Source organism: Shewanella sp. SM32 (assembly GCF_025654235.1).
GTDB lineage: Bacteria > Pseudomonadota > Gammaproteobacteria > Enterobacterales > Shewanellaceae > Shewanella > Shewanella oncorhynchi.
In genome coordinates, this window is the sequence record NZ_JAKKRO010000115.1 from 1 (window position 1) to 4,542 (window position 4,542).

The 4,542-nt window shown below is 46.8% G+C and carries 3 protein-coding genes and 1 pseudogene; all 4 read left to right on the forward strand.

Annotated features, from left to right (window positions below; genetic code table 11):
* Positions 1-234, forward strand: a pseudogene (locus L5M10_RS23260) (IS4 family transposase); the annotation flags it as partial.
* Between the two features lie 47 nt (positions 235-281).
* Positions 282-2,546, forward strand: a complete 2,265-nt coding sequence (locus L5M10_RS23265; RefSeq protein WP_263256038.1) for a glycoside hydrolase family 13 protein — start codon at positions 282-284, stop codon at positions 2,544-2,546.
* Complete coding sequence (locus tag L5M10_RS23270; RefSeq protein WP_263256039.1) at positions 2,543-4,324, forward strand: alpha-amylase family protein; 1,782 nt, start codon at positions 2,543-2,545, stop codon at positions 4,322-4,324. The genes L5M10_RS23265 and L5M10_RS23270 overlap by 4 nt, the downstream gene beginning before the upstream one ends.
* Before the next feature lie 52 nt (positions 4,325-4,376).
* Positions 4,377-4,542: transposase domain-containing protein (locus L5M10_RS23275; RefSeq protein WP_263149190.1), on the forward strand; the 166-nt coding region annotated here is incomplete at its 3' end.

The window sequence follows — 4,542 nt, forward strand, 5'->3', positions numbered from 1 at the left end:
TTGATGGTTCAATGCCTGTTGTGGCTAGTTGGTTTACACGCACAGCAACAGGGCTGGGATAAGCATTTTCAGGCCAATACCATTGGGCATCGAACGGTACTCTCAACGATTCGCTTGGGATTGGAGGTACTCAGGCGGCCTGATTATCAAATCACGGAGAAAGAATTGCTGGCGGCCTGGGTATTATTCGCCAATCAGTTGCTCAAATATGGCTATGCTATGGCTGATTTATGAGGGGATCCTTCAGCGTTTTACTTATTTATCTTTAAAAGGCTTACATTATGATCCGTCAAAACCTAATGATTGCGCTTTATTTATGCTTGGTTTGCTCTTCATTTAATACGGCCTATGCAAACACCTTTGAGCCAGATATATCGACGGACGTTAAGCTTGAACCCGCTTTTTGGTGGGCGGGAATGCACAATCCTGAGTTACAGCTGATGCTGTATAGCCGCAAACTTCCAAGCTTACCGCAACAGATTAAAGTTGATATACAAGGAAAAGGCATCACACTCAAAAGCCTTGAGCATACTGATAACCCTCACTATTTGTTTATCAATTTAGATCTGAGTCAAGCTGCGCCGCAAACCTTTGAACTAGTGATTTCAAGCACTGATTTGGCTTCAAAAACCAACGCTTCAAAAACCAACACGCCTCTTTATCGCCTGCCCTATACGTTGCAAGCGCGTGCTGAGGGCAGCCGTGAACGCCAAGGATTTAGCAATAAGGATGTGATTTACCTTATCACCCCAGATAGATTCGCCAATGGCGACACGAGCAATGACAATCAGGCCGATATGCTAGAGCAAGTCGCGGCTAACTCTCCTAGCAATTCCAGCAACCCCTATTATCCCGATGCTCGCCATGGCGGCGATATAGCAGGGATCAGCCAGCACTTAGATTATCTGGCAAAACTTGGCGTGACTCAGTTATGGATCAATCCACTGCTTGAGAATAATCAAGCCCAGTATTCATACCACGGTTACTCAATTACCAATTTATACCGCGTCGATCCCCGCTTTGGCAGCAACAAGGATTATAAAGCCTTAGTCGCTAAGGCTAATAAGCTTGGCCTAGGGGTGATTAAAGATGTTGTGGTGAATCATATCGGCTCTAACCATTGGTGGCTCAACGATTTACCCAGCCATGACTGGCTGAACGATGCCACAAAAACGCAGCTAAAGAATCAAGAATCCAAGCCTAATTTGACTCAGTCTGCCGATGCTAAATCCAGCGCTATTAAATCCAGCGTTACCAGCCCCCGTTTCACCAGCCATAGGCGCACGACAGTGCAAGATCCCTACGCGGCAGCGCAAGATCATATTGATTTTGTCGACGGCTGGTTTACCGACACTATGCCAGATCTAAATCAAAGCAATCCAAAACTGGCAACCTATCTTATCCAAAACAGTATTTGGTGGGTCGAGTACGCAGGACTTTCGGGGATACGTGAAGATACTTACTCCTACGCCGACAAAGGGTTTCTCGCTAAATGGTCTAAGGCCGTAATGGCTGAGTACCCAAATTTTAATATTGTTGGCGAAGAATGGACCGCAAACCCCATCACAGTGTCCTATTGGCAAAAGGGCAAAATCAATGCCGATGGCTATACCTCAGATTTACCCAGTTTGATGGACTTCCCGCTATATGAAAAATTGATTGCCAGCCTTAATGAGCCAGAAAGCTGGGATACGGGTTTTATCAAGCTTTACGAGATGTTAGCCAACGATGTTGTGTATGCAGAACCTAGTAAGCTAGTGCTATTTGAAGGCAATCACGACACCAATCGTATCTTCAGTTTAGTGAAAGAAAATATAGACTTATACAAGATGGCCCTCACCTATGTGCTGACCGCCAAACGCATTCCGCAGCTGTTCTACGGTACAGAAGTGTTGATGACAAGCCCAACCGAGGGCCGTCACGATGGCGTTGTACGCAGTGATTTTCCCGGCGGGTTTGCCAACAATGCCACTAACGCCTTTACCGGCCAAGGACTGAGTGAACCTCAACGACAAGCGCAGCAATTTATCCGTACCCTACTGAATTACCGTAAACAATCCCTTGCGCTGCAATCGGGCGAACTACTGCACTTTGTGCCGCAGGATGGCATCTATGTGCAATTTCGCTGCTTATTGAATGACCCATTATCAGCTGACCTAAATGCTAAAGAGCTTAAGTCACTAACTCAACACGATTCTCAAACCCAACACAATGCCTGTACTCAGCCCTTAGCCGATAAAGTCATGGTGATTTACAATAAAAATGACAAAGCAGTCACGCTAGATGTAAACCGCTTTGCCAGTGTACTTGGCGATAACCGCGCCGCTACAGATATCATCAGTGGCAACACAGTTTCACTCAATCAAGCGCTAGCATTGCCCCACGCAGGTGTCACTATCCTTGAGCTTAAAGCCAGACCGCAGCTAAATACTGGCTTACCTAGCCGTCAAACCTCTAATCATATGAGTTACTCAGCTAGCGATTTAACTCAGGCTCAAACAACTCACCCAATCAAAAACTCAACCCTAAAAGGAATTCAGTCTTGAGCTTTTTATCACCTATCTATTCCAGAGTTATTCAGTACCCCCAAGCGGCGAAATTTCCCATAGTGGCTTTACTTATAACCCAAGCAGCGAAAGCCCCGCAGCGCCGACAGTCATCACTCAGCTTATGTTTAAACGCTCTATTCAGTGCCTCTTTATTAACTGCCTCGCTTTTTAGCTTCTCGATCAATGCAAATACATCAACGCAGACGCTTGATAATGAGTTACTACCAAAGTCTGAGAGTGAGGTTATGACGCTTAAACCTGTGGTGTATCAAATCTTTACTCGCCTTTATGGCAATAAAAATCCAACCAACAAACCTTGGGGCACGATTGCCGACAATGGCGTCGGTAAGTTTAATGATATCGACAATGTTGCACTCAATAGCATCAAGGACCTAGGCGTTACCCATGTGTGGTACACGGGCGTTCCCCACCATGCATTGATTGGTGATTACAGCGCGATTGGCGTGAGTGCTGATGATCCCGATGTGGTCAAAGGACGCGCGGGCTCACCCTACGCAGTCAAAGATTACTACAACGTCAACCCAGATCTGGCGGTCAATCCCGCCAACCGTTTAGTCGAGTTCGAAGCGCTCATTGCCCGTACCCATCAACACGGCTTAAAGGTGATTATCGATATCGTGCCAAACCATGTGGCGCGCCATTATCAATCCGTTAGTAAACCCCAAGGCGTGCGTGATTTTGGCGAAGATGATGATACCAGTCTGGAGTATGCCAAAAATAACAACTTCTATTATGTCGTTGATAAAGTTGATGTTAATAAGGGCTCGGAGGGGGCAAAGGGAAAAGCGCATGCCTTTGAAGTGCCAAGCTTACCCGCAGGACTTAAACCGCTGGGCGGAGAAGCTCACCCCTTAAGTGACGGCAAATTCAACGAATTTCCCGCAAAATGGACTGGTAATGGCTCACGCTTAGCCAAGCCCGATGCCAATGATTGGTATGAAACAGTCAAAATCAATTACGGCGTACGCCCCGATGGCACCTATGACTTCCCTCGCCTGCCAGCCAATTTCGCCACTTTAACGCAGGCGCAGCATTACGCTTTTTGGCAACAACACTTAGCCGAGCTCCCAAGCGCTTGGATTAAATTCAATCAGATTGCGCAATACTGGCTAGCGAAAGGGGTCGATGGCTTTCGCTATGATATGGCCGAAATGGTGCCAGTGGAGTTTTGGAGCTATCTCAACAGCCAGATAAAACACACAAATCCCGATGCCTTTATCTTGGCCGAGGTCTATAACCCCAAGCTGTATCGAGATTATATCCAACTTGGCAAAATGGATTATCTGTACGATAAGATCAATCTTTACGACACCCTAAAAGCCGTGATGGCGGGTAAAACCAGCACAGCTAATATCGCGGCAGATCAGGAAAAAGTGCAGGAAATTGAATCTCACATGCTGCACTTTTTAGAAAACCACGACGAGCAACGTATTGGTAATGCGGCATTTTTAGCATCGCTACACACAAATAAGCCCACGGCAACCCAAGCCGTGAATCCACACTATGCCCTACCCGCTATGGTAGTGTCGGCAACGATAGGCACTTCACCGACGTTAGTGTATTTTGGCCAAGAAGTGGGAGAAGCCGCCATCGACAACCCAGGATTTGGTCATGCATCACGCACCAGTATTTTTGACTATGTTGGCGTCCCCGCCCATCAGCGCTGGATGAACAATGGCAAGTTTGATGGTGGACAATCAACCGTAAAGGAAGCCACTTTGCGTAATGCCGATCAGTTAAGACAGATCGCTTGACGATCTCGCTGAAAAGATCAAAATCCGATGACCTCATGTCATCGGATTTTTTATGCAACTCTCAGAAGCACTCGCCCGTACTCATATTACCCGCCTAACCGAATTCACCTGCTTAGCAGATGTGTTAGAACCTGAGTTAATTCAATCTTGTCTAGACTCTCAGGGCGTTGCGACGTTAAGACGGCGTAAATTGCCGATGGACGCGATGATTTGGGCCG